Source organism: Paraglaciecola algarum (assembly GCF_021532655.1).
In the GTDB taxonomy this organism is placed as follows: domain Bacteria; phylum Pseudomonadota; class Gammaproteobacteria; order Enterobacterales; family Alteromonadaceae; genus Paraglaciecola; species Paraglaciecola algarum.
On record NZ_JAKGAS010000019.1, the window covers coordinates 12,624 to 38,589 of the forward strand.

Here is a 25,966-nt window from a genome sequence, read left to right on the forward strand (position 1 = left end):
ACAAAAATTCCACAAAAAAAGCTTGCATGATTATTTATACAGTACTACTGTATATCCAACCACTGTATATAACATCACTACTGAGAATTAAATTATGGCAAGTGTACATGCAATATCACATCAAGCAATTCCATCTACAGCTTTAAATATAACGCTAAACCGCTCAGAGCAACTAGCTGTTGAAGAATATTCCTCTCCACAAAAGTGGACTTATTTATTAGCCAATACTATTCGATTCAGTGATAAACAAACATATTGCATAAGACTTCGAAAACCTGAACAGTCTAGGTTACATACTTGGGTTGAAAAAATAGCGACTAGTGGGCAGTGCTCACGTTTATTTATTGAACAACTTTCGATAGACGAAATGAGTTTTAAAAGAATTAAACAAATTTGCACAGAGCACAATGTCACCTTAATCAACTTATTACATCAAGCAGACCTAGAAAATAATGTTGTTCAAGGACCTTGGTAGGTCAGGTACCTGCCTTACATTTTATAATACTGGCGTAAGAAATATATGTGGTTAATAAATCAAGTTGTTGACTCAAGTATGTTTGATCACCTAGGCTGAGGAACATTAATTCATTGTTTTATTTAAATAACTAAGATGACCACCTGTTACTGCAATAGTGGACTAACGTTTAGCCAATGTTGCCAACCTTACCTTCAAAAGACACGTAATGCTCCAACTGCTGAAAGTCTAATGCGCTCTCGGTTTAGTGCTTATGTAAGAAAAGATTTTGAATATATTTTAAAAACCTATGCTGAAGAGCAACGCTCAAAACTATCAATAAGTGAGTTAGAACAAAGCGCCGAAGATACACATTGGTTATCGTTACAAGTTGTTGATCATTCTTCCAAAGAAAACTCAGCTCAAGTGGAGTTCAAAGCCTACTACCAAATTAGTAATCAATATTACGTTATGCACGAATTATCAGATTTTGTCAGAGTAAATGATTGTTGGTTTTACACTACAGGCACTATGCAACAAGATACGGGGGAAATTAAACCAGAAAGAAACTCTACATGTTTATGCGCTAGCGGTAAAAAATTTAAAAAATGTTGTGGGAAATAATGTGGTGCAATGGCGAGTTAATCTAAATATTGAGAAAGTATTTTAGCTATATCACCTTGTTTTTGTAACCTTATAATTGTTTGGTTTATTTTAGGCATCAAATACTGTAGTTCTTTTCTCAATCTTAGTACTATTTCTCCCTTGCTGTGTATAGGCCCAAAACTAATCTCTAGGTCATGTTTATCAGACCAATATAAAGCAGCTGCACGTTCCATAATAGCCACAGAATAACGCTTTTTACCTAACCCTAAAATAACTTCACTTTCTGATCTAAAGTCAGACCGATTAAACTTATTATCGTCATGGTAATAATAACCGGCTACTGTACCTACCAACTCCCCGTGGATATCTTCAAGTGAGACATAGGTAATGGATGTAGAGTGTAAACTGACTAAATATTCAGTCACTTCAATTATCGGCATACTGTAGATAAAATTACCCTTGTCGTGGCTAGCGATCCATTCAGGGTTTACAAGATCAAAATCTAAATTTCCTGCGTGAAGTTCGACTAATGCTCGTTTGATTGGTAGCGGGGTTGATTTCGCTTGTATGTTTGCCTCTTCCATCAACAAAGGGACTATTTCGTTGAATATTCCAGGCCGAGAAGGATCGTCAGTAATTGCATAAGGAACCCAGCCACCTGCGGGATCATTACTATAACGTAATTTAGTCTGACTTACGGAGGGTGACTTAGCTTCAGTTATAAAACTCGTACTCAAAATAAATAACACAGCACAATATAAAATATGGCTTTGCATTAATACTTCACATGCTTAGAAAGTTAATAAATACATTAAACGATGAAACTAACAAAAGGTCAAAAAAATACGCTCTTCTTTATTCAGCTGAAGTCCATATAGCACTACTATCTACTGTTCCGGCATATATAATTTTATGTTTAATATCAACACCATCCATGCTTGGCACTTTAAATATCATTTCAAAATTATTTAAGCTAGATAATTGATAGTCACTTATTAGAGTTTCAAACTCTTTTGACCATAAATCCGTGTTATTAGTCATGTACCAACTTACCTGCATAATAGACGGATCGGAGAAACCAGACATAATATAAATTTTATTGTTTCTTGGACCATCAACTTTAGCGAATAACCCATAATCAATATAACTTTCGGTTATATTTTGTGGGGAGGAATAACGTTTAGTGAGATCGTCATTTGCTAACACTAAATTATGTTTATCAACCTGAAAATGAGAGCCTTTAAAATACTCTTCTAAGATCCCCATGGCATTAAGTGGGCCGAGATATATGATGTCAAAAGTTCGCAAATGGTAAACTGTTAGTTCGGAGGCTATGCGGTAATTCACTCTTTTTTTATCATCAATTAAATTAAATATATTTTTTAAGGCAATAACACTGCCTTTATTCACTAATTTCTGCCTAAAACCCATAGTTATATTGGAAGCTTCTGGATATTTAGCTAAGTACTGTTGAAGGTCGTCATCTGAATTAACGTTAGTATCAAGGATAGTTCTACGTCGATTTAAGCTTTCTTCAAACTCGGAGAAGTTATAAATATCCCCTAAGACCACCATAATAGGCTTTGTTGATGATTCTAAATCAGCCCAAAGTAAATGTGTTTTAGCCCTGGTTTTGGCCAACTTAGGAGTGCTACCTGCGTCATAAAACCCTAGAAATAAATTAACTACTATAGATACAACTAATAATATGACTAATACATAAGTGGGCTTAAGATAACCAGTGAGTGCTTTATCTTCTTTACGCGCTGAAGCGCTAGCGGTATTGACAGGGTTAACTTCGGTATTTTTCTTAAATACTAATCGGTAACCACCGATAGGAATGGTGATAACAAAAGTTTCTTTGATACCTTTTGATGAATAATAATTTTCAAGCTTTTTTCTAAGATTTGAAATATTAACTCTAACGGTTGAATCATCAGTAGGATTAAAGTCAGAGCTTTTACCAAATACGTCAATCGCTATTTCGATTTCTTTAGGTATATAACTCTCTGAGTGACCATCGTCTTTCGACTCTAATTCTCGATTAAGTAGATATTCAAGTAATTTTTGTTGATTTTTGGAACGACCAAGAGCACTACTATTAATTCGTTCTAGTTGTGCTTGGGCTTCTTGCTTAGAAGGTAAATAACTATTTTCAGACACTGATTACCCTATTATTACAACGATATTATTTTTATTCTTTTAGCAGATAGCAGTTAAATACTGCTAACCAATATACCTAATTGCGATACTAACAGCATGCTTACTTACAGTCCAAACATGCGCTTCAGTCTGGCTTTTATGTAAATGAGTAATTTTCACAATTAATCGTCGATCCAATTAGTCGTCGATCAAAGTAGGATAAATTATCTAACTGCAAATAATGTATAAAAATTATCAGTGGTAACTTGTGCTAGTTTATCTACAGAAATACCTTTTAAATCAGCAATAAATTCGCCTACTTCTCTAACATAACCTGGCTGATTTTGTTTACCGCGATAAGGGACTGGTGCTAACCAAGGAGAATCAGTTTCGATTAACAGGTTTTCTAATGGAATTTTTTTAACTACCTTCTGCAATTGGGTGGCGGTTTTGAATGTGACTATGCCAGAAATAGATATATAAAAACCTAGTTCAATTGCTGCTTGAGCCATTTCCCAGTCTTCAGTAAAACAATGTAAAACTCCTTTAGTTTCAACGGATTTATACTCCCTAAGCAGTCTAAGAGTGTCTTCTTTTGCATCACGGGTATGGATAATCAAAGGTTTATTTAAATCGTTCGCCACTTTGATATGGTCAATAAAAGATAACAATTGTACTTCTTTGGTATCCGCACTATAAAAATAATCCAGACCAGTTTCACCTATCGCGATCACATCATCATTACTAGCCATTTCCAATAATTCTTGGTAAGTGCAGGCATCTTCTTGATGTAACGGATGCACACCACAAGATACCGATACATCAGAAAGGCCTTTAACTGTTCCCAACATAGCCGGAAAATCTTTTACCGATACCGAGACACATAAAAAGTGTTCTACTCCTCGATTTTTAGCAAAGTTAATGATTTCAGCTAGCTGTTCGGGAGTTTTATCTAATCGGTCTAGGTGGCAATGTGAATCTACAAACACTTATCTATATTCCTAATTTTTAACTATTTTACTTTTTAACGTTTTGCACTTGGGTTAACAATTCAGCTAAAACTAATAATTTGTTTACGCCTGGATTTTGCATAACTTTGGAAACATTTACTGCTTTTTCATTAATGATTAACAGTAAGTCAGCATTCAAATCAACTCGATTAAATTGCTCTCTCACCCAAAATTGCAACCACTTAAGCACTTTTTCTATATGTTCTTGCCATACCGTTGCGAGATTTAAAACTGTTTTTTGCCCGCTAATTAACTGTTCAAGTCCCTGTGAAAAATCTGCAAAGCTTAGGGCCGGCTCTTGCTCTAGCTCAGCTAATAAAGCTAACGGACGATTAGCATATAGTTTGGCAAAATTTCTATCTACATAACCATCATAATAACGAGTAACCCAATTTATAGTCATATCTAAACTAGGTGATGGCAACACAAGCTTTTCGCAACGGCTTTTAATAGTGGGTAAAATTTTTTGTGGCTTATCTGTAGTCAATAACAAATAGGTATGCTGCGTGGGCTCTTCTAGGGTTTTTAGTAAAGCATTGGCACTAGACTCTGTCATAGTGTCGGCTTGTTGAATAATTAACACCTTTGCACCAGACATTTGTGCAGAGCCGGTTAATTTTTTAATGGCTTCGCGAATTTGATCGACACCAATTTGTTTTTCAGACTCCACTAGATGAAGATCTGGATGTGTACCGGATTTATACAAAGAACAAGGTTGGCACGCTCCGCATACTTTATCCTGCTGGCGATTGGCACAAAGTAATAACTGGGCAAGCTTTTGGGTGAAGTAAGCTTTGCCAATACCAGTTGGCCCTTGGATTAACATAGCATGATGTAACTTTTTGGATCCAACTCTGAAACTAAGTTGTTTAAAACTATCAGTTAACCAAGGATACACTTATTTCTCCAAATACTGCTGAATAGCGGCCTGAATATCAAGATGTACACTCTGAATATCTTGCATGGTATTAATCACCACACAGTTTTTATCTTGTGCAGCTAGTGCTAAATACCTATCTCGTGTTCGTTCAAAAAAACTCAGATCTTCTTGTTCAATTCGATCTAACTCCCCTCGCCCTTTAGCACGTTTTAAACCTTCTTTAGGCTCTACGTCTAAATACAAGGTAAAGTCTGGTTCAAAGCCACTTAAGGTGATTTTACGCAATGAATCTATCATTACTGAGTCAATTTCTCGACCTCCACCTTGATACGCTCTGGACGACATGTCATGTCTGTCGCCCAACACCCAGCAGCCCTTTTCTAAATTGGGCAATATGACATTTTGCACCAACTGCGCTCTAGCGGCATACATTAGTAATAATTCAGCTTGAATGGTAACTTTTTCATCTGGCCAATCATTTTTAACACACTCGCGGATAGCTTCGGCCATAGCCGTACCGCCCGGCTCTCTAGTATTAACTAGTTGATGCCCTGCAGCTTGGATCGCGTCACTAATAATCGAAACAGCAGTGCTTTTACCAGCGCCTTCTAAACCTTCAATGACGATAAATTTACCTTTAGTTTGCAAAATATATTCTCTTACTTCTTTAATTGATACTTTCGCACTGCAGAATTATGTTCTTGCAATGTTTCTGAAAAATAATGACTACCATCACCTTTAGACACAAAATATAAATCTTCAGTTTCTAAGGGTTTAAGTGCCGCATCTATAGCCAATTTACTTGGCATGGCAATAGGCGTTGGCGGTAACCCTTTTATGACATAAGTATTGTACGGAGTTGGGGCTTTTAAGTCTTTGCGGCGAATATCTCCATCAAAACCTTCACCCATACCATAAATAACCGTAGGGTCGGTTTGTAAGCGCATATTTAAATTGAGACGATTAACAAACACCCCGGCGATCCTTGGACGCTCCGAAGCTAAGCCCGTCTCTTTCTCAACAATTGAAGCCATTATCAGTGCTTCGTAAGGGGTTTCATAAGGCAAATCCAGCGCTCTATTTAACCATGCTTGTTCTAAGTAGGATTGCATTTGTTGATAAGCTCTTTTTACGACATCTATGGCTGGGGTATTTTTGGTGAAGGCATAAGTGTCTGGGAGCAAAAGGCCTTCCAAAGTGTCATGGGGCAAACTAGATAAATATTTATTCACCTCTTCCTGCAAGGACTCGGTATGGCTAAGATTGGGGTGACCCTTTAATGTTTGGAGCCAATCACGCCAACGTAACCCCTCCACTAAACCAATAGTAAACTGTATTTCTTTACCGCTAGAAAATAATTCGAGCATTTCAAGAGCGGTCATATTAGGCTGCAATTCATATGTCCCCGCTTTAATTTTAGCTAGCTCTGGTTGCAGTTTTAGTCTAATTTTTAAGCCGATATTTTGTTCTAACACACGGTTAGATTTTAATTGATTTAATAAGCCCTTAGCCGATTGCCCTGATTTAACGTCAAAAATAGTAGGTTGGGCAATATTAATAACTTTATGCACGCCTTGTTCAAAATAATACAAACTGGCTAATAGGGTTAAAACCCCCAATAGGAAAATAACTGCTAAAACTTTTATAAACTTCACCATAGCCATTAAATATCTTTAACCAAACAGTGAGAAATTTGATTTAGCCAAGATTGAATCAATTGCGTTTCTTTATTTGCTAAGGTAGAAATTTTTTCATCTACATTTTTCAGAAATAACTTAGTAACAGGCACTATTTGCATCAAAGAATTACAAATAAACATTTCTTGTATATTTGCTAAATCAGCTAACGCTTGTTGTACGACATGTACTTTAATGTGCTTACTTTCCAACAAACAAATAACTTGATTACGCATCACGCCCTCTACCCCACAATACTGCATATCAGGGGTGAACCATTGATTACCTTTTTTCCAAAACACGTTTCCGATTGATGTTTCTATTAGACTACCCTCAGTATCACACACTAAAGCATCAGGGTAATTAGTGGTGATAAGCTGCTGTTTAATTAGGACTTGTTCTAAACGATTTAAGTGTTTAATACCTGCAAGTAAAGGTTGCTTAGCTAATTTAATTGGGCTTTCTATCAACTCTATACCTTGCTTTTGCCATTCATGATAGTGAGCTGGCATGGAATGATGAGTAATAATATAACTTGGATTATTGCAACCTTGTGAAGAATAACCTCTACCTCCCACTCCGCGGCTAATGATAATTTTAACCACCATATCTTGGTCAATATCTGTCACTGAACTTAATACATTACGAGTAAGTTCATCCCATTTTAAAAAGGATATTTGTAACTTTTCGCAGGCTAGTTTCAACCTTTGAATATGGCTGTCATAAAATTCTAAACATGCATTACGTAAAGCAATCGTTGTAAAACAACCATCACCGTATTGGAGCGCGCGGTCAGCAATGTCAATATCGGTTTGATAAAGACCATTTACTATCATTATTTTATGCTCCTAGAAATAAAAAGACTCGGAAAATCCGAGCCTTATCTTATCAGACCGCTAAGCCTATTTAAAAACAGTTTAGGCTATTTTTACTGGGCCTTTTTTTGAACATTTAGTCTACTAAACACGACTGATGTTATTCACTAATTCTCTTAAACAAGAGTGATCCGTTTGTACCGCCAAATCCAAAAGAATTACATAGCGCGTATTCCAGGTCTTTCTTTTTAGCTTTATGAGCTACAAAATCTAGATCACAACCTTCGCCAGGATTATCCAAATTAATAGTCGGTGGTGCTATTTGATCCCGTAAGGCTAAAATCGTAAAAATAGCTTCAACAGAGCCAGCTGCGCCTAATAAATGGCCTGTCATTGATTTGGTAGAACTAACTAATAAATCAGATGTATGATCGCCAAATACACTTTTCACTGCAGCGACTTCTGCCACGTCACCAGCTGGCGTTGAGGTGCCATGTGCATTCACGTAACCAATTTCATTAGCTTGAATGTTGGCATCATTAATAGAGTTTTGCATAGCGGCCGCTGCGCCTTCACCATCTACTGGTGGAGAAGTCATGTGATATGCATCACCACTCATACCAAAGCCAACCAGTTCAGCATATATTTTAGCGCCACGAGCAACAGCTGAATCGTAATCTTCGAGCATGACCACCCCCGCGCCTTCACCTAACACAAAACCATCACGATCTTTGTCCCAAGGGCGACTGGCTTTTTGGGGTTCATCATTACGATTAGATAAAGCGCGAGCTGCCGCAAACCCACCAATACCCAATTCACACACTGTTGATTCTGCACCACCACAGATCATGGCATCTGCATCACCATATGCGATCATACGTGCTGCAACACCAATATTATGCACACCTGTGGTACAGGCTGTTACCACATTGATATTAGGGCCTTTTAAGCCTTCAAAGATAGAAAAGAAACCAGAGACCATATTAGTAATTGTAGCAGGCACAAAAAATGGCGATATTTTACGAGGGCCACCTTCAAGCATACGACTATGGTTATCTTGAATTAAACCTAAACCACCAATTCCAGAACCAATAGCCACACCAATTCTAGCGGCATTTTTTTCTGTAACTTCAATACCAGAATCATCTAAGGCTTGTTTTCCCGCAGCAATACCTAGTTGGATAAACCTATCCATTTTTTTGGTTTCTTTTTTCGGGATATATTGTTCAACGTCAAAGTTTTTTACTTCACCGGCGAACTGAGTTGAAAAGGCACTTGAATCAAAAGATGTGATGGGTGCGATACCGCTTTTTCCAGCAAGAATGTTAGTCCAAGAGGATTCAACATCATTACCAACAGGAGAAAGCATGCCAAGACCGGTCACTACAACGCGACGTTTAGACACATTGGACTCCGACTATAGATATAAAAAAAATTGAAAAAAAACGGCTCTGAATGAGCCGTTTTAAGAATTAAATATGTTTACGCGTCTTTATTGGCGTTAACGTAATCAATTGCTGATTTAACAGTAGTGATTTTTTCAGCTTCTTCATCAGGGATCTCAGTGTCAAACTCTTCTTCAAGAGCCATTACTAGTTCAACTGTATCAAGAGAATCTGCACCTAGGTCATCAACGAAAGAAGCTTCTGGCTTTACTTCTTCTTCTTTTACGCCTAGTTGTTCAATGATTATTTTTTTAACGCGTTCTTCGATGTTGCTCATAATTCTAGTTATCCTTCAAAGTAGCTAGATATAAATTTGCGGGTAGTGTATTCAGCTAAGTTAACGCTTGCAAGCAAGACAATCAACTTTTTATCTGGTCTTACCACCCCGTGTATGAAAATTTGTCTAATTTTAGAATGATGTTGAATTCAACACCCTCTAAAAGAGTTAGCCCATATGCATGCCACCATTGACATGTATGGTTTCTCCGGTGATATATGCAGCACTATCACTGGCTAAAAATCCTACCGTTGCGGCGATTTCTTTTGGATCACCCAAACGGTTTGCTGGAATGTCTTTAAAGATACTTTCTTTTTGATCATCGGTTAACGACTTGGTCATATCTGTATCAATAAAACCAGGTGCCACTACGTTTACAGTAATACCTCTAGAAGCCACTTCACGTGCCATAGATTTACTAAAGCCAATCACACCAGCTTTTGCTGCTGCGTAATTGGCTTGCCCAGCATTACCTGTACTGCCCACAACAGATCCAACATTAATGATACGTCCTTTACGCTTTTTCATCATACCGCGTAAAACGGCTTTAGACATTTTAAAAATAGATGTTAGGTTAGTATCCATAATATCTTGCCATTCGTCATCTTTCATACGCATTAACAAGTTATCACGAGTAATGCCGGCATTGTTGACTAAAATATCAATAACCCCATAATTATCCGTAATGTCTTTAATTAAATTTTGCATTGAATCAGCATCAGAAACATTTAACACTTTTCCTGTACCATTCTCACCCAAATAATCACTAATAGCTTGTGCACCGTTTTCAGATGTAGCAGTGCCAATCACCTTAGCACCATCAGCCACTAATTGCTCTGCAATAGCCTTTCCGATCCCTCTACTTGCACCTGTTACCAATGCAATGCTGCCTTGTAAATTAGACATATTTTCTCTCTATAAACTAAATATTTGGTTAATAAACTAATTACTTTAATGAATTTACCGCATCAGCTGTGTTGATGGCTTGCCCATTAAGACTTTTGTTAATACGTTTAACTAAACCCGTTAATACCTTACCTGGGCCAATTTCTAATAGAGTTTCGATATCAAACTCAGCCAACTTATTCACTGATTCTGTCCAACGAACGGGACTATATAACTGCTGAATGAGTGCTTGTTTAATTGCTTTTGGTTCAGTAGGTTGTGCTACATCAACATTATTAATGACTGGTATGTTGGGTGCACTAAATGAAATCCCCTCTAACAACTGTGCTAATTGATCGGCCGCTGGCTTCATCAAAGCACAATGTGAAGGTACGCTGACTGATAAAGGTAAGGCTCGTTTAGCACCTTGCTCTTTACATAAAGCAGCTGCTTGTTGTGCCGCTTCTTTATTGCCTGCAATTACCACTTGTCCAGGCGAATTAAAGTTAACTGCTGCCACTACTTGACCTGAACTTTTTTCAGCTTGTGCACAACTCTCAATGACTTTTTCGTCATCTAAACCTATGATCGCATACATAGCCCCTACCCCTTCAGGTACAGCTTGCTGCATAAATTGACCTCTAGCTTCAACCAGTTTAACCGCATCTGTAAACTCAATTACACCTGCACATACTAAGGCTGAATACTCACCTAAACTATGCCCAGCCATGTATGCTGGCATTTCTACACCCACTTCTTGCAACACTTTAAAAATGGCATAACTTGCTGTCAAAAGAGCAGGTTGCGTAATGTGAGTTTGATTCAGTTTGTCCTGATCATGATTAACCACTTGCCACAAGTCATAACCTAAGACTTCACTGGCCTTGGAGAAGGTATCTTCAATAGTTTTAAACTCGGCTGCTAATTCACTTAACATACCAAGAGACTGGGATCCCTGACCGGGAAACACCCATGCTTGTTTACTCATAGTTTACTCTCGAATTAAAATACTTAATGCTTTAACGTTACTTAATACTTAACTAGTGCCGATGCCCAAGCAAATCCACCACCAAATGCTTCTAACAATAGGTTTTGACCTCGTTTGATCCGTCCGTCACGAATGGCTGTATCTAATGCGGTTGGCACAGTGGCCGCTGAAGTATTACCGTAACTTTCTAGGGTAAGCACAACTTGATCCAAAGACATATCTAACTTTTTAGCGGTTGCCTTAATGATCCTAAAGTTTGCTTGGTGAGGCACCAACCAATCTAAATCTGATTTTTGCATGTTATTTGCGGCTAGAGTTTGTTCAACCACTTCACTTAATTTAGTCACAGCAACTTTAAATACTTCGTTGCCTTTCATCGAACCCCAGTTTTCATGTACAGAGGCTTCTTCACCGCGCGTAGGATTACCCACTTTAAGCAAATCACCATAAGAACCCGCAGCATGAATATGAGTTGATAAAATACCTGGCTCTTCACTTGCTTCAATAATAGTGGCACCAGCAGCGTCACCAAATAAAATCACCATAGTGCGATCTTCAGGATTAACTAATCGGGTTAAACAGTCGGTGCCTACTACTAAAATGCGTTTCATCATGCCAGATTTAATATATTGATCCGCCACACTTAAGGCATAACAATATCCGGCACAAGCTGCTGCTACATCAAATGCAGGGATACCATCACAATCCAATGCTTTTTGAATTTCACAGGCCGTACTAGGTAAGGCATTTTGACCACTGGTGGTGGCACATACAATCATATCTAGTGATTTTGCATCAATTCCGGCTGCTTCTAAGGCTTTTTTACTGGCTTCAACGCCCATGGTGGCAGCTGTTTCATCTGCACCAATTATACGCCTTTCCTTTATGCCAGTACGGTCAGTTATCCACTCGTCTGACGTATCAACCATAGAGGCCAAATCAGAATTTGTTCTTATTTCACTTGGGTAATAACTACCGGTGCCAATTATTTTAGAATTCATTTATTAGTGGCGCTCCATTAATACAGCTTCAATTTTATCTTTTATTTTATTTGGTACTTGCATCTCTGCCTCTCTGACCGCTTGGCGTATAGCGTATAAAAAAGCCTCAGATGATGCGTTACCGTGGCTCTTGACCACAATTCCGCGCAATCCTATCAGACTCGCCCCATTATACTGGTCGGGCTTCATCTTAGTGTAAATAACCTTCAATAATGGCAAGGCAATAGCGGCTAAAACTTTACGCCACCAATTTTGTTGTGAGGCTTTTTTAACTTCTTCAATAACAAAACTGGCTAAACCTTCCCATGACTTCAAGGCTATATTACCTACAAATCCATCGGTAACTATAACATCAGCTTTTTGTCCGAAAATATCATTCCCCTCAACAAAGCCGATATAATTAATTGCTTCAGTATCAAGTAACATACTTGCGGTATGTTTCACTTGATCATTGCCTTTTATATCTTCTACCCCTACATTTAATAAAGCCACTTTGGGTTTAGATATTTCATCAATTTGTTCTGCTAACACAGAGCCCATCACAGCATATTGAAACAAGACTTCTGAATCACAATTTACATTGGCGCCTAAGTCTAATAAATACACACGGCCATTGTCCGCTGTAGGGACTTTAGAAACTAAAGCAGGCCGATAAATACCAGGCAAGGTTTTTAACACATAAAAAGCCATGGTTAACAGGGCGCCAGTATTGCCAGCACTGACACAAGCATCCGCATGATCCTCGTTAACCAGATCCAACATACGGCGCATAGAAGACTGCTTTTTTTGCCTGAATGCTTGTGTAGGCGCCTCGTCCATATCTACAGATTGCGGACAATCAGATAATACAATACGAGTTTGAAGAGTGTTTGTTAGGGTATCGAACCATTCAGACATAATCGTCTGTGGGCCACATAATATAATTTTAAGATGAGGAAATTCTTGCAGCGCTTTTTTGGCCGCGGGTAAAATAATATGGGGGCCGTGATCGCCCCCCATGATATCTAACGCTATGGTTAGATGGCTCAAAGATCTGTCTCTTTTAAATTAAAGAGATAAAACTTTTTTGCCTTTATAGTAACCATCAGCGGTCACGTGATGACGAACATGTGTCTCACCTGACGTTGAATCTACAGATAAAGTCGCACTACCTAGCGCATCGTGTGAACGACGCATGCCACGCTTTGAACGAGCTTTTTTACTTTTCTGTACAGCCATTACTTTACTCCTAGTCTCGCTTAAGTTCTTTCAAAACCGCGAACGGGTTTGGACGTTCATTTACCGGTTCAATCTTTCCGAAGCTCATGTTATCACGCTTTTGATTACAATCCTCCTCTGCATGAAGGGCTACAATCGGCAATGATAAAATCAGTTCGTCTTCAAATATTTGAAGTAAATTGACTTCTCCGTGGTCATCGACCTCTACCGGTTCATAAATATCCGGTAACTCTACTTTATTATCATCTTCTTTTTCAGAACTCTGCATTGGACTGAAACAAAAAGATACATCAATTTGATGTTCAAAAGCTTCGTTACATCTTTCACAAAGAAGTGAGGTTAAACATGCCATATGACCTTGAAAATAAGTAAGACCCTGCTCGTCTTTTGAAAACTTAACTTCAACATCAACTTCTTCAGCAATATCAACTACTGACTCAAGCAACCGAGGCATGTCTACGGTAGCCAAAACTCCCCGATAATCGGAGCGTTTATTAGCACTTTTGACAGGATCGACCTGCTTGGGTAATTTCACTTTCTGCATAGCGCGCGCATAATATAGATTTACTACAAGTTAGTCAAAGAAAAAACACCCTAAAATACCGAATAATAAGTGGTGAAAGCCTACTTGCTATGTTTTGATCCCAATAATTTAAGTCAAAAGTTGTTCAAAATGAAAATCACCTTAGCTTCTAGCTCAAAATACCGACAAAACATTCTTAAAAAATTACACTTAGCATTTGACTGTTTGGCACCTGATATCGACGAGGCGGCCATGGAAACAGAAACAGTAGAGCAACAAGTTTTACGTTTGGCTATCAAAAAGGCCAAAGCCGTCGCATTAGTTAAACCAGATAATTATGTTATTGGCTCAGATCAACTCGCCTGCTTCGATGGCCAACCTTTAGGTAAGCCGGGAAATTTTGCAAAAGCTAAACAACAACTGCTTTTGATTAATGGTCAAACTGTGCAGTTTTACACTGGCTTATGTATTATTCATAAAAACAATCAACAGATGGAATACTTAGTAGATGTATTCGAAGTCAAATTTAGACAATTAACAGAACAACAAATATCCACTTACCTAAAAATAGAACAACCTTATGACTGCGCAGGAAGTTTTAAGTGCGAAAGTTTGGGCATATCCCTGTTTAAATCTTTAAACGGACGTGATCCAAATAGTTTAATTGGTTTGCCCTTAATTGGCTTAGTCGACTTGTTTAATCAAATGGGGATCAATATTTTTGAACATATGCAACATAGTCTGGATTAAATAAACTCTAATAAATCACCAATAGAATCAATAATGGCAATGGGTGCATGCTGATTTAAAGTTTGTTTATCATGTACACCAAAACTAACACCTACTCTATCCATACCAATCGATTCGGCCATAGCCATGTCGTAACTTGTATCCCCAACCATAAGAGCCTGGTGAGGTTCAATATTTAACTCAGCTAAAATTTGCTGCAACATATCTGGAGAAGGTTTACTTTGTGCGTCATCAGCACACCTAGACGAATCGAAAAACTGTTTGGTATTGGAGTGTTGCCACCCTTGATTTAGTCCTTTACGCCCTTTGCCTGTTGCCACAGCCAACTTATAACCTTTACTTTTTAGCCTTGTCAATAACTCAACTACACCGTCAAATAAAGGGCTAGATTCTTGATAATGCCGTACAGAAAAATACTTATATTGGTCTGCAACTTTTTCGGCACTTTTTATATCTGGCAATGCAAATAATTGTTGCATTGCCTGTACTAAACTAAGACCGATAACTTGTTTAGCTTCATTACTGGTTGGTACAGGCAATCCTAAATGCCTGGCACTATCTTGGATACATTCTACGATCTTTCCGACCGAGTCCATTAGTGTGCCATCCCAATCAAAAATAATGACTTTATATTTCATTATTCACTTTCTGCTCGCAAGCGTTTCAACACACTAGTTAAAGCCGGCTCTAATGGCGCTTTAAAACTAACTCGTTCTTCTGAGGTTGGGTGTTGAAACGCTAAAGAATGTGCATGTAAAAATAATCTTTTTAAGCCCAAGTTTTGCATTCTTTCGTCAAATTGTTTATCGCCATAACGACTATCACAAGCTATAGGGTGATCTGCATGTAAACAATGTACACGTATTTGATGAGTTCGACCGGTAATGGGCGACGCTTCCACTAATGTTGCACCTTGATAACTTTCTAAAACTCGATAACGTGTTTCTGAAGGTTTACCTTCTTCATTTACTAGCACCACTCGCTCACCTGATTTAAGGGTATTTTTTAATAAGGGCGCTTTTACCTTAAAACGATTCGAGGGCCACTGCCCAACAACTAAAGCTTGATACCTTTTATCAACTTTTTTGTCGATTAACTGTTGATGCAAGTTTTTTAATGCCGAACGTTTTTTGGCAATTAACAAACAACCAGAGGTATCTCGATCTAACCGGTGTACTAACTCTAAAAACTTTTGTTGCGGCCTTAATGCTCTAAATGCTTCAATCACACCAAAACTTAAACCGCTTCCACCGTGAACAGCAGTACCTGAAGGTTTGTTTAAAACGATCAAACAATCATCTTCAAACAAAACATTATTTTCTAAACTAGCAACTTTATTTAAATTAGTAGAAGGTAATTCGGTGGGTTCTGCCACGCGAATTGGCGGAATGCGCAACTCATCATGGGCACTAAGTTTGTATTCTGGCTTTACTCGTTTTTTGTTTACCCGCACTTCACCTTTGCGCAAAATGCGATAAATAAGGCTTTTAGGCACTCCTTTTAACAAGGTGCGTAAAAAATTATCAATCCTTTGCCCTTCGAGCTCAGGTTCGACCGTTATAAATTGAACTTTTTGAAATGTTAAATCTGTCATAGGCCGCATATTCTATCTGAATTATCTAAGAAGTAATGGATAAATTTAATATCTTGCTAGTATTAGCTGTTTAATGTGATAATACGTCGGTTTTCTCACATGAAGTGTGTGTATGAGAACAAAAATAGATTAATTAGTTTTGTAAACAATGACGACCATAAGTCGTAAACGTATATTGTATGCCGACTGTGAAGTGAGTAACTTTTCGCAGCAAAGGGTAAAACAAAACCATTACATCAGCGATATAAATAACAAACCGATCGCAATGAATGTAAAGAATATAGATGAATTGACAAGGTATTTGAAGCAATAATGTGCCAGACAAGCACCACAGTTTCGAATGCTGATAAGTTTAAAAACAAAAGAATTTAAGCTAAACACCACGCCTAGTTTAGCGCTCATAAATGTGAGCAATGTGTTTAAAAACAATGTATTAAATGATTAATATAACGAACACATAGGCGGAAACTTAATTCCCAGTATACAGTCGTGAGGCTGCATGTAATTACTGTCTAATCACTATGTAATTCTCTACTTTGTGACGATCGGTACAATACCGAGCTAAACAAGAATGAAAAGAATGTTAATCAACGCTACGCAGCAAGAAGAATTGCGTGTAGCACTCGTAGATGGACAAAAGCTGTATGATTTGGATATTGAAAGTCCTGGTCATGAACAGAAAAAAGCCAATATCTACAAAGGTACTATTACCCGTGTTGAACCCAGTTTAGAAGCCGCTTTTGTTGACTATGGCGCAGAACGTCATGGTTTCTTACCTCTCAAAGAAATTGCCCGTACTTACTTCCCTAAGGGGTATAAATTCGAAGGTCGCCCTAATATCAAAGAGGTGATTAAAGAAGGGCAAGAAATTATACTGCAAATTGATAAAGAAGAACGTGGTCAAAAAGGCGCAGCCTTAACTACATTTATTAGTTTAGCAGGTAGTTATTTAGTGCTAATGCCTAATAACCCGCGTGCTGGCGGTATTTCTCGTCGTATTGAAGGTGACGAGCGAACTGAACTAAAGGCAGCTTTAAGTGGCTTAGATTTACCAAATGGTATGGGCTTAATTGTACGCACGGCAGGTGTAGGTAAATCAGCTGAAGAGTTGGCTTATGATTTAGATTACTTAGTTTCAGGTTGGACACGTATTACGGAAATGGCAGAATCCCGCCCTGCTCCATTCCTTATTCATCAAGAAAGTGATGTAGTAGTTCGCGCAATTCGTGATTACCTTAGACGCGACATTGGTGAAATATTAGTAGATAAAACTAGTGTGCATGAAAGAGCATTAAAACACGTTGAACAGATGCGCCCTGATTATGCCAACCGCGTAAAACTGTATCGTGGCGATGTGCCATTATTTAGCCATTATCAAATTGAAAGTCAAATTGAATCAGCCTTCCAACGTGAAGTGAGACTACCATCTGGTGGTTCAATTGTTATTGACCCAACAGAAGCGTTAATTTCTATCGATATCAACTCAGCTCGTGCCACTAAAGGCAGCGATATCGAAGAAACCGCGTTCAATACTAACCTTGAAGCAGCAGACGAAATTGCCAGACAGTTACGTTTACGTGATGCCGGTGGTTTAGTGGTTATCGATTTTATTGATATGACCCCAGTACGTCATCAGCGTGAAGTTGAAAATCGTATGAAAGATGCTGTCCGCGGTGATAGAGCCCGTGTTCAATTGGGCCGTATCTCTCGATTTGGTTTACTTGAAATGTCTCGTCAGCGTTTACGCCCATCATTAGGTGACTCTGCACATAACGTATGTCCAAGATGTAGTGGGCATGGCACTGTGCGTGGCACAGAGTCTTTAGCTTTGTCTGTGCTTCGTATAATGGAAGAAGAGAGTATTAAAGACAACACTGGTCAAATTGAAGCCCAATTACCGGTTAACGTAGCCACCTATTTGCTGAATGAAAAACGTAAAACTGTTGGCATTATTGAAAAGCGCCATTCAGTGCAATTAATTATTATTCCTAACCCCAATATGGAAACCCCTCATTACAGCATAAATCGTCGACGTCCTGATGATGCAGTACAAGAAATGAGCTACAACCAGCCTTTGATTGAAGTGGAAGAAACCATAACAGATAAAACTGTTGCACCTGCTGCGCCTAAAGAGCAACCTGCACTGCAAAGCTTAATCTCTGGTGATAACAAGAATGCGCCTATAGCTAAAGCGCAAAACGCAGTTAAATCAGCAGGCCTGTTAGAAAAGGTTAGTAAATGGTTATCTGGGTTATTTACCACTGAAGAGAAGGTTATTCCTAAAAAAACCACTCACTCTCGTAATCAAGGTGGAAATCAACGTAGAAATAAAAATGCTAGACCTGACAAAAACAAACAACGTAATGGCAAAAACTACGATAAAAAAGAACGTAGTGAGCAGTCTCAAAATAGAAAAGAGCGTAAACCTAGAAACGACAATCGCAAACCACGTAGAGACGACAAAGCACCTCTTGAACAAACTGATAAACAAGTTAAATCAAGTGCGCCGGCTAAGAAAAAAGAGCAAGTTGCTGAACGTCGTAAACGTCGTGATAATCGCCGTAGTGTACGAGTTGAAACAGATAAGCCAGAACAAACTCAAAATACTGCTGCAGTAGTAGCTGAAAACAACACAGAGGTAACCAAAGCGGCTCCTCAGGTTGAAGACACTAAACCAAGACAACAAACGGCTTCAGTTGAAGCGCCTGTTATGGCACAAGCTGAAACAGCACCTGCAACACAAGTGGAAAGTCCTGCTAGTGAAACCCCTGTTGAAGCAACGGCAAGTGAAGAAACCAACACGCGCACTCGTAGTCGACGCACTCCTAGACATGCTCGTTCGGCCGGTCAAAAACGCCGCAAAGAGTCTGATAATGCTGAAGCGAGTAATAACGAAGTAAACAATACAGAAGCAAATAAAATTGTTACGCCTGATGTAAAACAAGACGAACTGCAATTCGATGAGCCAGCTCAAACAGCTGAACAATCGGTTGAAAAAACTGAGAAAGTAAAGCAAGTTGAACCCGAAGAAGTCCCACAACAAGTTTCTTTAGAGTTGTCATCGGAAACTCAAGCTGAAGCAGCTGAAGTAACTAAAGAAGCTGTTGTTGAAGCTGAAGAAAATACTAAGGTTGAAGCAAGTACTGAGACTGCAGTAGCGGAAAAAACAGAAGTAGAAGCTAAGCCTGCTGCTGAAGCGGTTGTAACCGAAGAAGTGAAAGCTGAAAAAGCACCTGTTAAAAAGCGTGCTAAAAAGGCAACATCACTTAAAGTCGCTGATAAATCTACTCAGAAGAAGACGGCTTCAGCACCTATGACTAAACCCGCTAGTCTGAATGAAGATTTTGTTGAAGTGAACATTAGCGCCCTAGGCGATGATGCCCGTCCAGAAGTGAAACGTTCAGCTAAAACGGCGGCAATTTTAAGCGCAACCAGTAAGTCGAATGCCCCAGCATTTCGCCCTGGAGCCGATGCTTAATACTTGTTATCAATAAGTCGTAATTTACATGCCGCGCTGGGTTTTACCTAATGCGGCATTTTTATTTATACTGGTAGTTGAGTTTTTATTCCTGTATCCTCCCGCGCCCGCGATTGGTTTAATCGTCATTTTAATTACTTGAGAATAGTCTATGAGTTTTGCTGATTTAGGTTTGCACCCTAAAATATTGTCTGCTGTGACCGCCAAGGGTTATACAGACCCTTCCCCTATCCAAGCACAAGCTATACCCGCCGTATTAGAAGGCAAAGATGTAATGGCCGCTGCGCAAACAGGGACGGGCAAAACTGCTGGGTTCACCTTGCCTATTTTGCATTTGTTGAGCCAAGGCAAACCAGCAAAACCTAATCAAGCAAGAGCATTGGTATTAACTCCCACTCGTGAACTGGCTGCACAAGTTGCCGAAAGTGTACAGACTTATGGTCGAGATCTACCGTTAAAGTCAGCTGTGGTATTTGGTGGTGTGGGTATTAATCCGCAGATGATTAAACTTAGAAAAGGTGCCGATGTGCTAGTCGCCACCCCAGGGCGTTTATTAGATTTATATAATCAAAATGCTGTTAGGTTTAATGAGTTAGAAATACTAGTGTTAGATGAAGCAGACCGTATGTTAGATATGGGATTTATTCATGACATCAAAAAAATATTAAAACTCCTTCCACAAAAACGTCAAAACTTGATGTTCTCAGCCACCTTCTCTGACGACATACGCAAGTTAGCCAAAGGCCTAGTGAATAACCCTGTTGAAGTGTCGGTGTCACCTGCTAATACTACCGTAGACTTAGTTGAACAATGGGTATATCCAGTGGACAAAAGTCAAAAATCAGCCATATTGACTCGATTAATAAAAGATAATGATTGGCAGCAAGTGTTAGTGTTTAGCCGCACTAAACATGGCGCTAACCGCATTGTTAAACAACTTATCGCTCGCGGTATTACTTCAGCTGCAATTCATGGCAATAAAAGCCAAGGTGCTAGGACCAAAGCCTTGGCTGAATTCAAACAAGGAAAAGTGAGAGCACTTATCGCGACGGATATTGCCGCTCGAGGAATTGATATCGATCAACTTCCACAAGTTATTAATTATGATTTACCCAACGTGGCTGAAGACTATGTACATCGAATTGGTCGAACAGGCCGCGCAGGTGCAACCGGCCAAGCTATTTCTATGGTTACAGCAGAAGAGTTTAATCAGCTTGTCGATATTGAAAGACTTATTAAGCAACTTATCCAACGTAAAACTATTCCCGGATTTGAGCCTAACACCCCGCTTCCTGAATCTCGTTTAGACTCAAGGCCAATTAGACCTAAAAAGCCGAAAAAGCCTAAACAAGATCATAAGGATGGACATAGAGGTGGTGGCCAACGTGCCAGCGAAAAGCGCCCTACAAGTCGTAGAAGAAACAATAATACAAACGCAAATTCTGCCAATAATGGAAATCGTTAACCTATCTCTATTGTTAGCGTAATCTTGTTTATTTGATGAATGAAATTTAAAAATCAAGGCCAAATGTTAATAATATTTGGCCTATTTTGCTAATTAATCTAACGTGTATCTGCGTAAACTCTATTTTTTAACAGCTAAATCGATTTAATTTTTTATATCATTGTTTTCGATTTTAATAATTTTCCGATGGCTTAGATTGGCTCTAGCTATGTCTTTTTCATAATATTTTTCAAATATCATTTTGAGTTCACCACTATCCAATAATCTAGTTAACCCATCCCCCATACGTTTTGCAATTCTAGGTGCATTAGGAGAAGCATGCACATAAGTTTCCATTGGCAGAAACAATGCAATAGTTGGCTCAATTGTGATGTCTTTTAACATTGCCTGACGGGTTTCTAACTCATCATAAATTTCATAAACCGCTCTTGGAAAGTAGTCAAATCTTTCTTTTTGGAGCATTTGAAATAAGCCTTCAAAGTTATGACCAACTGAGACACCAAAACCTTGCTCTTTAAACACCTTAGTTGTCACCCAATCAGCATGTAAACCCGCCTTTAGTGATTTTAAGTCTTCTATTGAATTTACATTTTCAAATTTTTTTAGGTTACTTTTCTTTATTAATAATAATCGATAGCTTAATAAACCTTGTCTGATAGGTACTTTAATCGAAATTGTACCTTTATCCCACACATCACTATTGGGTGAAATAAACAGATTTATATTTTCACCGGATATAGTTTCTTCAAGAGCTCTGCTAGGATTCATATCCACATGAACTGTAGTAATAGAAAAAGAGCCATATTCGGGGATTGTAACTTCCAGAGCTCGACGAATAACTTCGTCTTTGTGGTTTGCTCGCTTGTCGGCGTTCAGTAACGGTTTCCATAACTTAATAATGTCATTTGCCTGAATTTGAAAGCTGAGACCTCCACCTATAAAAATAATTAAAGACAATAACCACAATAAATTATATTGATTAAGTTTATTCAAATTTTTCTTTTTATAAGAACGAAACAAGAATTTGCTCATTAATAAATAGACTCATTGAATGATAATAGTTTGCATCCAATTGAAAAGTCAAACTGACTAAAATCTGCTATTAATTCAGAATATGAACACTGTTTGCAAGACATACTTACAGCGACATTTAAGCGCCATCTAGAAATACCTAGAGGCTGTTATAATAAATTAGTTTTCCATCTAATCTTACTAAATGACTTTCTTGTATTCTTTTAAATAAGGCCTAAAATCGCCCCTCCAAAACTATAATCGAAAGAAGCTATGTTGTTACATTATGTTTTAATTGGCTTAGCGCTTTTAGCGCTAGCTGGTGTTATTTTTGAAGAAGTCATTCATATAAATAAAGCTAAAATTACCTTACTTTTTGGTACGCTTTCTTGGATAGCCTTGTTTATTTTTAGTCCTTCTGGTGCTGAAAGAGCTGTTATCGATCATCACCTTAGAGAAAACCTAGCAGATATTTCGTCTTTATGGCTGTTTTTAGTAGCTGCCATGACCTTTGTGGCTTACCTAAATAAAAAAGGTTTAATAGCAAGTCTTTTACATAGAGCCATGCCTGAATCGATCAGTGAACGAAAATTACTATTTTTTACCGCTATTTTTAGTTTTGTATTTTCATCTTTAGCAGACAACATCACAGCAACGTTAGTCTCAGTGGCACTAATTTTGTCGCTATCGTTACCCCCAAATAAAACCATGCGTTTTGCCGTATTAGTGGTATTTGCAGTCAACTCTGGAGGGGTATCATTAATCACAGGTGACGTTACTACCTTAATGATATTTCTAGCGGATAAGGTGAGTATTTTGAACTTACTTTGGTTGTCGCTACCGGCTTTTGTTGCAGTGCTAATATTAGCAGCCTGTTTAAGTATTGGTATGAGTGGCCGAGTCAGGATAAAACAGCAAAGAAAAGACATTCGTAAAATAGATTATGCAATAGCCTTGATCTTTTTAAGCACAATTCTATTCACTATATTTGGTAATGTATTATTCGAAATTCCGCCAGTGTTGAGCTTTTTAGCCGGCCTATCTGTGATGTTTATTTTTGCCCGAATTTTTAACGATGATGACGAGCATGATCCAATTTTAGAGTACATTCGGTATATCGAGTTTGATACTCTATTATTCTTTTTAGGCATTTTATTATTAGTTGGCATGTTAGAGCAGATCCACGCTTTAGAATTTTTACTAACTTTATACGAACACCTGCCACCACTTTATGCCAATTATATTATGGGTATTACGTCGGCCGCAGTGGATAATGTGCCGCTTACAGCAGCACTATTGAAGACAGATATCACTATGGATCTACCTTCATGGTTGGGCTTAACGTACGCAGTAGGTGTAGGTGGTTCTTTGTTGGTGATTGGCTCGGCTGCAGGTATTGTATCTATGAGCAAAATACCAGGACTGACATTTGGCCGTTACGCTAAATACAGCTTTTTATTATTAATAGCTTATACAGTTGGCTATGCATTAGTACTTACCCTAGCAAACTTTATTTAGTGAAATAAATGAAAGAGCCCATAATAAGTTATGGGCTCAGTATGTCTAAATTAGTTATAGAGTTATACTAAATTTTGGCTAAGATCCTATCTAAATGATTTGAAAAGTTCTGACGATCTTTTTGGTTAAGTGGTGGTGGTCCACCAGACTGCTCACCACTGGCCCGCATAGTATCCATAAAATCACGAATGTTTAGTCTAGAACGAACATTTTCTGTGGTAAATAACTCCCCTCTTGAACTTAAAGCCAATGCACCTTTTTCAATCACTTCTGCGGCAAGGGGAATATCTGAGGTGATCACCAAATCTCCAGCTTCACACAGCTTTACAATTTCATCATCTGCCACATCAAACCCTTGGGGAACTTGCATGGCTCTGATAAATTTAGACGCTGGTGTACGAATAAATTGATTGGCTACATAAATGGTTTCAACCTGTTTTCGCTGTGCAGCACGGTTGATTATTTCTTTAATAACAATTGGAATTGCATCTGCATCTACCCAAATTTTCATATCCTTCCTTATTTGTAAACCAGATCATACATACAATTTTACCAGCTCAACTTAATTTTTTCGCAATATAAATGAAACAAATTGAACCAAAGATTAGGGCCTGTTTATCTTTGCTGTATACTTTTTGTTCTAATTAAAAGCTTTTTAATCGCGGCGCAGCTTTGAAGGCCTAATGGATTAAGTCGAAATGCTGCAACAAAGAGTAAAAAGCTTTTAAAACGAATCCGTAGGACAGCGTTTGCGCGGCATTTCTAATGCTTCAGCACTCATTCATGTAGAACAACTACACCACAATCGTGCTTTATTGTATAAATGCCGCGCAACTCGCTGCAAAAACATACAGCAAAGATAAACAGGCCCTAGTTTCTTTCGTCATTTCAACCAAGACTTGGTTAAATTCACTAACTCTTAGATAGATTGTGTTTGTTAAAAACAACCTAAATAACCAAACTCATTGTTTTTTATAGGTTTTTATAAGATGGCATAGTCAATGCTCTCTAAGTTCTAAATAACTTAAATACATACTGCGAAACACTGGGGAACATAATGGAACTAATAATAAATAATAAGGTTAACGCTAAGTTAGCAAGCAACAAAAAGCTGTTGGGTATTGCAGCAATTTTACTTTCAGTCGCTTTACTCAGCAGTTGTGGTGAGGCAGAAGCGATCACCGACAAAGACAAACAGGAAGTCGCAACTTCAGTACCTGTTGAAATTAGTGATTTAACAGTCGGCGAAATATCCTCTAACTACGCCACTACAGCAGTATTAGAAGCCAAAGAAGAAGCTTTTGTTGTACCAAGAGCCTCTGGCATTATTCAAGAAATATTTGTAGAAGAAGGCGACTATGTAGAAAAAGGCCAAGTATTAGCCCAAATTGAACCTCGTCGTTATCATTTAAACTTAGACCGAGCTAAAGCCAATTTAGTGGGTATAGAAAAAGAATTGCATAAAATTGATAAAGTCTACAACAAAAAACTGATCAGTGACGATACCTACGACAAAGTCACCGCACAATATAAATCAGCAAAAGCTACCTTGTCTTTAGCTGAACTAGATTTAAAAGAAGCTACAATCGTCGCACCAATCAGTGGTTTTATCGCAGAGCGTAATGCCAAAGTAGGAAACTTAACTGAATCATTCCAGCGGGCACGAATGTTTCATATCGTTCAGCAAAAAGAGCTATACGGCATAGTCCACTTACCAGAAAAAGAATTATCTAAAGTGCATAAAGATCAACAGGCCAGCTTAGAACTGACGGCTTTTTCCGGCCAACAATCAGCGGCTTATGTTGAGAGGATCAGCCCAGTAATCGATGCAAAAACTGGTACCTTTAAAGTTACCTTACGTGTACCCAATCCAAATAACACCTTAAAATCCGGTATGTTTGCTCAAGTTAAATTGAATTACGACACCCACCAAAATGCTGTGTTACTGCCTCGTAAAGCACTTTTAAGTATTGATGACAGCATGAACGTATTTGTTATTAACCAAGGCATAGCCACTAAATTACCGGTTAGCGTGGGCTTTCAAGAAGGCGAATTTGTTGAAATATTGTCAGGTTTAACCGGTGACGAACAAGTAGTGATTACTGGTCATCATAATTTAAGGGATAAAGCCCCTGTTGAAGTAGTTAATCAAAATAGTAATCAAAAATCCAACCCAAAAGACTCAGCCCTCAGTGAAACACACTCAGAATTAGCCAAAGGTTAGGAGTGA

Annotated in this window: 26 protein-coding genes; 7 read left to right on the forward strand and 19 right to left on the reverse strand. The window is 38.3% G+C overall.

Annotated elements, in window-relative coordinates; genetic code table 11:
* Positions 1-94 precede the first annotated feature (94 nt).
* The gene (locus L0668_RS19900) at positions 95-475 is read left to right on the forward strand and encodes a hypothetical protein (protein ID WP_235314485.1); all 381 of its coding nucleotides are present in this window, start codon (positions 95-97) and stop codon (positions 473-475) included.
* Positions 476-610: 135 nt separating this feature from the next.
* A complete protein-coding gene (locus L0668_RS19905) occupies positions 611-1,078 on the forward strand; it encodes a YchJ family protein (RefSeq protein WP_235314486.1) in 468 nt (155 codons plus the stop codon).
* A gap of 17 nt (positions 1,079-1,095) precedes the next feature.
* Here L0668_RS19905 and L0668_RS19910 read toward each other — a convergent pair whose 3' ends face one another.
* The 15 genes from L0668_RS19910 to yceD all read right to left on the reverse strand — a co-directional run bounded on the left by L0668_RS19910 (position 1,096) and on the right by yceD (position 13,941).
* On the reverse strand, positions 1,096-1,836 hold the full coding sequence (locus L0668_RS19910) for a substrate-binding periplasmic protein (protein ID WP_235314487.1): 741 nt from the start codon (positions 1,834-1,836) through the stop codon (positions 1,096-1,098).
* 79 nt (positions 1,837-1,915) lie between these two features.
* A complete protein-coding gene (locus L0668_RS19915) occupies positions 1,916-3,223 on the reverse strand; it encodes a winged helix-turn-helix domain-containing protein (RefSeq protein WP_235314488.1) in 1,308 nt (435 codons plus the stop codon).
* Between the two features lie 203 nt (positions 3,224-3,426).
* Positions 3,427-4,191: a TatD family hydrolase gene (locus tag L0668_RS19920; RefSeq protein WP_235314489.1), complete on the reverse strand. Its 765-nt coding sequence runs from the start codon at positions 4,189-4,191 to the stop codon at positions 3,427-3,429.
* 28 nt (positions 4,192-4,219) lie between these two features.
* Positions 4,220-5,110, reverse strand: a complete 891-nt coding sequence (holB, locus tag L0668_RS19925) for a DNA polymerase III subunit delta' (protein ID WP_235314490.1) — start codon at positions 5,108-5,110, stop codon at positions 4,220-4,222.
* Entirely contained in the window at positions 5,111-5,740 is a 630-nt protein-coding gene (tmk, locus tag L0668_RS19930) for a dTMP kinase (RefSeq protein ID WP_235314491.1), read from the reverse strand.
* 11 nt (positions 5,741-5,751) lie between these two features.
* Positions 5,752-6,750: an endolytic transglycosylase MltG gene (mltG, locus tag L0668_RS19935; RefSeq protein WP_235314492.1), complete on the reverse strand. Its 999-nt coding sequence runs from the start codon at positions 6,748-6,750 to the stop codon at positions 5,752-5,754.
* A gap of 5 nt (positions 6,751-6,755) precedes the next feature.
* Positions 6,756-7,604 (reverse strand): aminodeoxychorismate lyase, encoded by an 849-nt coding sequence (pabC, locus tag L0668_RS19940; protein WP_235314493.1) that lies wholly within the window; start codon positions 7,602-7,604, stop codon positions 6,756-6,758.
* A 139-nt stretch (positions 7,605-7,743) separates the two neighbouring features.
* The gene (fabF, locus tag L0668_RS19945) at positions 7,744-8,988 is read right to left on the reverse strand and encodes a beta-ketoacyl-ACP synthase II (protein ID WP_235314494.1); all 1,245 of its coding nucleotides are present in this window, start codon (positions 8,986-8,988) and stop codon (positions 7,744-7,746) included.
* A gap of 77 nt (positions 8,989-9,065) precedes the next feature.
* Positions 9,066-9,305, reverse strand: a complete 240-nt coding sequence (acpP, locus tag L0668_RS19950; protein WP_235314495.1) for an acyl carrier protein — start codon at positions 9,303-9,305, stop codon at positions 9,066-9,068.
* Between the two features lie 168 nt (positions 9,306-9,473).
* Positions 9,474-10,211 (reverse strand): 3-oxoacyl-ACP reductase FabG, encoded by a 738-nt coding sequence (gene fabG, locus L0668_RS19955; RefSeq protein WP_235314496.1) that lies wholly within the window; start codon positions 10,209-10,211, stop codon positions 9,474-9,476.
* A gap of 40 nt (positions 10,212-10,251) precedes the next feature.
* Positions 10,252-11,178: an ACP S-malonyltransferase gene (gene fabD, locus L0668_RS19960; RefSeq protein ID WP_235314497.1), complete on the reverse strand. Its 927-nt coding sequence runs from the start codon at positions 11,176-11,178 to the stop codon at positions 10,252-10,254.
* Positions 11,179-11,219: 41 nt separating this feature from the next.
* Positions 11,220-12,179 carry a beta-ketoacyl-ACP synthase III gene (locus L0668_RS19965; protein WP_235314498.1) on the reverse strand — a complete coding sequence of 320 codons (960 nt, stop codon included), beginning with the start codon at positions 12,177-12,179 and terminating at the stop codon, positions 11,220-11,222.
* Positions 12,180-12,182: 3 nt separating this feature from the next.
* Positions 12,183-13,208, reverse strand: coding sequence for a phosphate acyltransferase PlsX (gene plsX, locus L0668_RS19970; protein WP_235314499.1), 1,026 nt, complete (start codon positions 13,206-13,208; stop codon positions 12,183-12,185).
* An 18-nt stretch (positions 13,209-13,226) separates the two neighbouring features.
* Positions 13,227-13,397, reverse strand: a complete 171-nt coding sequence (rpmF, locus tag L0668_RS19975; RefSeq protein WP_235314500.1) for a 50S ribosomal protein L32 — start codon at positions 13,395-13,397, stop codon at positions 13,227-13,229.
* A 10-nt stretch (positions 13,398-13,407) separates the two neighbouring features.
* Entirely contained in the window at positions 13,408-13,941 is a 534-nt protein-coding gene (yceD, locus tag L0668_RS19980) for a 23S rRNA accumulation protein YceD (protein ID WP_235314501.1), read from the reverse strand.
* A 129-nt stretch (positions 13,942-14,070) separates the two neighbouring features.
* Here yceD and L0668_RS19985 point away from each other — a divergent pair, with 129 nt between their 5' ends.
* Positions 14,071-14,670 (forward strand): Maf family protein, encoded by a 600-nt coding sequence (locus L0668_RS19985; RefSeq protein ID WP_235314502.1) that lies wholly within the window; start codon positions 14,071-14,073, stop codon positions 14,668-14,670.
* Here L0668_RS19985 and L0668_RS19990 read toward each other — a convergent pair.
* Both L0668_RS19990 and rluC read right to left on the reverse strand, forming a co-directional pair.
* The gene (locus L0668_RS19990; RefSeq protein ID WP_235314503.1) at positions 14,667-15,308 is read right to left on the reverse strand and encodes an HAD family hydrolase; all 642 of its coding nucleotides are present in this window, start codon (positions 15,306-15,308) and stop codon (positions 14,667-14,669) included. The genes L0668_RS19985 and L0668_RS19990 overlap by 4 nt on opposite strands.
* Complete coding sequence (gene rluC, locus L0668_RS19995) at positions 15,308-16,264, reverse strand: 23S rRNA pseudouridine(955/2504/2580) synthase RluC (RefSeq protein WP_235314504.1); 957 nt, start codon at positions 16,262-16,264, stop codon at positions 15,308-15,310. Before rluC ends, L0668_RS19990 begins: the two co-directional genes overlap by 1 nt.
* Positions 16,265-16,844: 580 nt before the next feature.
* On the opposite strand from rluC, the gene rne reads away from it, so the two are divergent.
* Both rne and L0668_RS20005 read left to right on the forward strand, forming a co-directional pair.
* Positions 16,845-19,742, forward strand: coding sequence for a ribonuclease E (gene rne, locus L0668_RS20000; RefSeq protein WP_235314517.1), 2,898 nt, complete (start codon positions 16,845-16,847; stop codon positions 19,740-19,742).
* A gap of 151 nt (positions 19,743-19,893) precedes the next feature.
* Entirely contained in the window at positions 19,894-21,207 is a 1,314-nt protein-coding gene (locus L0668_RS20005; protein WP_235314505.1) for a DEAD/DEAH box helicase, read from the forward strand.
* A 144-nt stretch (positions 21,208-21,351) separates the two neighbouring features.
* Here L0668_RS20005 and L0668_RS20010 read toward each other — a convergent pair whose 3' ends face one another.
* Positions 21,352-22,200 carry a transporter substrate-binding domain-containing protein gene (locus L0668_RS20010; RefSeq protein ID WP_235314506.1) on the reverse strand — a complete coding sequence of 283 codons (849 nt, stop codon included), beginning with the start codon at positions 22,198-22,200 and terminating at the stop codon, positions 21,352-21,354.
* A gap of 291 nt (positions 22,201-22,491) precedes the next feature.
* On the opposite strand from L0668_RS20010, the gene nhaD reads away from it, so the two are divergent.
* Entirely contained in the window at positions 22,492-23,736 is a 1,245-nt protein-coding gene (gene nhaD, locus L0668_RS20015) for a sodium:proton antiporter NhaD (protein WP_370659917.1), read from the forward strand.
* 67 nt (positions 23,737-23,803) lie between these two features.
* On the opposite strand, the gene L0668_RS20020 is transcribed toward nhaD, so the two are convergent.
* A complete protein-coding gene (locus tag L0668_RS20020; protein ID WP_235314507.1) occupies positions 23,804-24,247 on the reverse strand; it encodes a YaiI/YqxD family protein in 444 nt (147 codons plus the stop codon).
* Positions 24,248-24,793: 546 nt separating this feature from the next.
* Here L0668_RS20020 and L0668_RS20025 point away from each other — a divergent pair.
* Positions 24,794-25,960 carry an efflux RND transporter periplasmic adaptor subunit gene (locus L0668_RS20025; RefSeq protein ID WP_235314508.1) on the forward strand — a complete coding sequence of 389 codons (1,167 nt, stop codon included), beginning with the start codon at positions 24,794-24,796 and terminating at the stop codon, positions 25,958-25,960.
* Positions 25,961-25,966 lie beyond the last annotated feature (6 nt).

Coding starts and splice junctions, on each gene's coding strand:
- L0668_RS19900 (WP_235314485.1), top strand. CDS start 95: ATGGCAAGTGTACATGCAATATCACATCAAGCAATTCCATCTACAGCT.
- L0668_RS19905 (WP_235314486.1), top strand. CDS start 611: ATGACCACCTGTTACTGCAATAGTGGACTAACGTTTAGCCAATGTTGC.
- L0668_RS19910 (WP_235314487.1), bottom strand. CDS start 1,836: ATGCAAAGCCATATTTTATATTGTGCTGTGTTATTTATTTTGAGTACG.
- mltG (WP_235314492.1), bottom strand. CDS start 6,750: ATGGTGAAGTTTATAAAAGTTTTAGCAGTTATTTTCCTATTGGGGGTT.
- pabC (WP_235314493.1), bottom strand. CDS start 7,604: ATGATAGTAAATGGTCTTTATCAAACCGATATTGACATTGCTGACCGC.
- acpP (WP_235314495.1), bottom strand. CDS start 9,305: ATGAGCAACATCGAAGAACGCGTTAAAAAAATAATCATTGAACAACTA.
- fabG (WP_235314496.1), bottom strand. CDS start 10,211: ATGTCTAATTTACAAGGCAGCATTGCATTGGTAACAGGTGCAAGTAGA.
- fabD (WP_235314497.1), bottom strand. CDS start 11,178: ATGAGTAAACAAGCATGGGTGTTTCCCGGTCAGGGATCCCAGTCTCTT.
- L0668_RS19965 (WP_235314498.1), bottom strand. CDS start 12,179: ATGAATTCTAAAATAATTGGCACCGGTAGTTATTACCCAAGTGAAATA.
- rpmF (WP_235314500.1), bottom strand. CDS start 13,397: ATGGCTGTACAGAAAAGTAAAAAAGCTCGTTCAAAGCGTGGCATGCGT.
- yceD (WP_235314501.1), bottom strand. CDS start 13,941: ATGCAGAAAGTGAAATTACCCAAGCAGGTCGATCCTGTCAAAAGTGCT.
- L0668_RS19985 (WP_235314502.1), top strand. CDS start 14,071: ATGAAAATCACCTTAGCTTCTAGCTCAAAATACCGACAAAACATTCTT.
- L0668_RS19990 (WP_235314503.1), bottom strand. CDS start 15,308: ATGAAATATAAAGTCATTATTTTTGATTGGGATGGCACACTAATGGAC.
- rluC (WP_235314504.1), bottom strand. CDS start 16,264: ATGACAGATTTAACATTTCAAAAAGTTCAATTTATAACGGTCGAACCT.
- rne (WP_235314517.1), top strand. CDS start 16,845: ATGTTAATCAACGCTACGCAGCAAGAAGAATTGCGTGTAGCACTCGTA.
- L0668_RS20005 (WP_235314505.1), top strand. CDS start 19,894: ATGAGTTTTGCTGATTTAGGTTTGCACCCTAAAATATTGTCTGCTGTG.
- nhaD (WP_370659917.1), top strand. CDS start 22,492: ATGTTGTTACATTATGTTTTAATTGGCTTAGCGCTTTTAGCGCTAGCT.
- L0668_RS20020 (WP_235314507.1), bottom strand. CDS start 24,247: ATGAAAATTTGGGTAGATGCAGATGCAATTCCAATTGTTATTAAAGAA.
- L0668_RS20025 (WP_235314508.1), top strand. CDS start 24,794: ATGGAACTAATAATAAATAATAAGGTTAACGCTAAGTTAGCAAGCAAC.